General features: G+C 59.6%; 2 protein-coding genes. Both read right to left on the bottom strand.

All coding sequences use genetic code 11. The features are described 5' to 3' along the window. Window positions 1-343: fumarylacetoacetate hydrolase family protein (locus ABYV26_RS23955; RefSeq protein WP_372683868.1), on the bottom strand; the 343-nt coding region annotated here is incomplete at its 3' end. Then, window positions 340-2,952: SDR family NAD(P)-dependent oxidoreductase (locus ABYV26_RS23950; RefSeq protein ID WP_372683867.1), on the bottom strand; the 2,613-nt coding region annotated here is incomplete at its 5' end. The genes ABYV26_RS23950 and ABYV26_RS23955, both read right to left, overlap by 4 nt.

Below are 2,952 nucleotides of genomic sequence, written 5' to 3'. Positions count from 1 at the left end.
TACAGGTGTAGCCAAAAATCTGGTCTAAGGCGTCAGCAGCTGATACATTTTTGCACCGGTTGCCGATGATCAGCGCCAGTTCCGCCTCGTAATCGGTACGTAGGGCCTTGAATCCATACTCCTTTAAGAATCGTGGAATAACGATGGCTTGATCCGGCCCGACCAGCACGTTGGGTGTTTTGGGGAAGAGCAGGGGTTCGGTGGGCACCTCGTCGGTGAAGCCCTTGACTCTCACCGAAACGCTTTCGGCGATGTGGGCCCGGTAGTTCAACCCCAGGGCAATCAGCTTGGTCGGATTGACGGTGTAAGTGTCACGATGGTTTTTTACGGGTAGTTCGATCATTGAATAGGCTCTGTAAAAACAGTTTTTAATACATTTTCTTTAAAAGCATGGATGAGCGATTCATCAACGGTGGCCTCGTACCCGGTCAGGGTGGCCACCACTTGTCGATCGTCGTCCAGAAAGGTGAAATCGGCGATCATTTTGCGGTCACCCGCAGCAGTCACCGACATGACCGCCGTCACGCCGGATGCCGGGAATGCCGGACGATACTGGCGATAGGCGCGGGCATAGCTGGGCAGGCAGACCTTTCCGGACTGCTCGAAGCACCAGACGATGGCCATTTGAAAGGCGCCGTCCAAGACCATGGGGTCGGCCATCCAACTTCCCTGGATGGGATCCTGCATCCACGCCTCGGGTTTCGGTGCGCCGGTCAGCCGGGCCGTCATGCCATGGTCGGAGTAGTCGTCGATGGCTTTGATCGCCCGCAGGTGGTCGCCGTGAAACAGGATCGGCCCATAAATGGCATCCAAATCACGGGGGTAGGCGCGACTGCCGTTCCTGCCGTTGCCGGTGAAGACCGGGGCGCTGGGGAACCGGTCAACCAGGAGTGCGCGGGCCCGGGTATGGATCACATCCTTGCCGTTCTTCACGCCGTTTCTCAGCTCTACGTCCACTTGCACGGCATCGCCGGTTTTTCTGGCTCTGCCGGCCATGAGGCGGACCAGTTTTTTCTCCTGTTCGATGCGGATGCCGCTGAGCAAACGCAAATCGTCGATGCCGTGCAAGGAATAGCCCGGGTTCTCCTTGAGCGCTCCATGGCCGATCCACTCGGTAATCAGGGCAAAGGGCACCACCGGCCTGCCGCCGATGATATGGGAGGCGAGCACCGGGTAGCGCTGCAGATCCAATTCGCGGCGTTCCAGAAGCGCCATGGGTGCGTCCGGGAATTCAGCCGATTCGTCGTCGGTCTTGCCGGACAGCATGCTGCCGATGAGAACTTCCACAGGGCCCGGATCGGCGTTGTTCATTTCAGCCGCCATCAGGCGCGCGCCGGCGTCGACGGGAATCAATTGGATGTTTTTCGCGTCAAAGGCTTTTTTTAGGGCAGGTGTTACCATGCCGCCATCCCACGGTCCCCAGTTGATGGCGGTAACCTGGCATGCAGGATGATTCAGGGCTTGCACCCGGGCCATCTTGTTGAGCGCTTCGTTGGCCATGGCATAGTCGCATTGGCCGATGTTTCCCGTGCGGGCGCTGACCGATGAAAACAGGACCAGGTGATGAAGGTGGTTCATTTGAGGGGCGGAGAGTAGATTCTTCAGCCCGTTCACTTTGGTGGTGTAGACCTGCCGAAACTGGTCGACGGTTTTGTCCTTGATCAATCGGTCGTGGAGCACCCCGGCGCCATGGACCAGCGCGGTGATGGGACCCAGCTGGTTTTCAATGGCGTCGATCACCTTGTGCAGGCGCTCCCGATCGGTGACGTCAGCCTTGAAGTAGCCGGCCTTGACGCCCGAGGCCGTCAGTGCATGGATGGTCCGGGTGATGGAGAGATTGGCCGCGTGCTTCCGATATGCCGCCTCCAGGGTTTGCGGCGTGGGTTTTGAAGCCGTAAACGCATTTTCAAGGATGGCTTTTTTCATCGCCGCTTCGTCTTGGACGCCCGCGAGCCAATCGGGGGCTTTGAAAGGCGGTGCCGATCGACCGATCAGGGCGATGGACACACCGGTCGCCCGAGCCAGGTAAAGGGCGCAATCGGCCGTTACGCCGCGGGCGCCGCCGGTGACGACAACCACATCTTTTTTATCCAGGAGGAACGGACCTTCAACGACCTGGGCGAAAACCGGCTTCAATGTTATCCGGCCATCAGGGCGCAAACCAATCTCCACCGGATCGTGGTCACAAACATTCAGCAGTTCTGCAACGACCCGTTGTGCGGCTTCATCGGGATCTGCAAAATCAGGGGACAGGTCAATGGCCCGGCAGACGACCGCCTCCCATTCAAGGGCGGCGGTCTTGACCAGGCCCGCCAGCGCACCCTGCTCGGGATGGTCGAAGGCGTTTCCCGTAAAACCGAAGGCCCCATCCATGCCGGTGGCCACCGCAAACAGGGCATCACCGTGGGTCGCTGCGCCCAATAACTCCGGAGCGGCGTGTTTGGCTGCCAGAAACGCGGTTTCCGGATCGGTCGGAACGCAGAGGATCAAGCCCGCCGCCCCGGCAAAGCTCGCCGTGTTGTCCGCTGCATCGGAGGTCAGCAGGCGAGCGTCTATTTTCATGCGGGTCAATTCGTCGACCATGGATTGCGCCATGGGGGCGTTGTCGCTCATGACCCCTATCCAGCGGCCCGATTCGATACGTAAGGGACGACCCGGTTTTTTCGGAGACGCCACGACGTCCATGATCCGACGGGGTATCGTTTCCGATGGCTCCCGATCCGTCGATACCGGCTTTATCGGCGCACATGGGCAGGTGCCGATTGGCGGCTCGACTTCACCCGCAGAGAGGTAAGCGCCAATCTGGCCCAAGGTTTTCAAGGTGCCCACCCGGTCCGGTGTGACCTGAGGCAGGTGGGGCATGCGCTCCTCCATGGCGGAGAGAATCTCCACCCGCTTGATGGAGTCGATGCCCAAGTCAGCCTCGATGTCCATCTCCATTCCCAGCATGTC

This window comes from Desulfosarcina sp. (assembly GCF_041551955.1).
In the GTDB taxonomy this organism is placed as follows: Bacteria; Desulfobacterota; Desulfobacteria; order Desulfobacterales; family Desulfosarcinaceae; genus Desulfosarcina.
The sequence above is the reverse complement of the archived record's forward strand: the minus strand, read 5'-3'. Positions and strand labels throughout refer to the sequence as shown.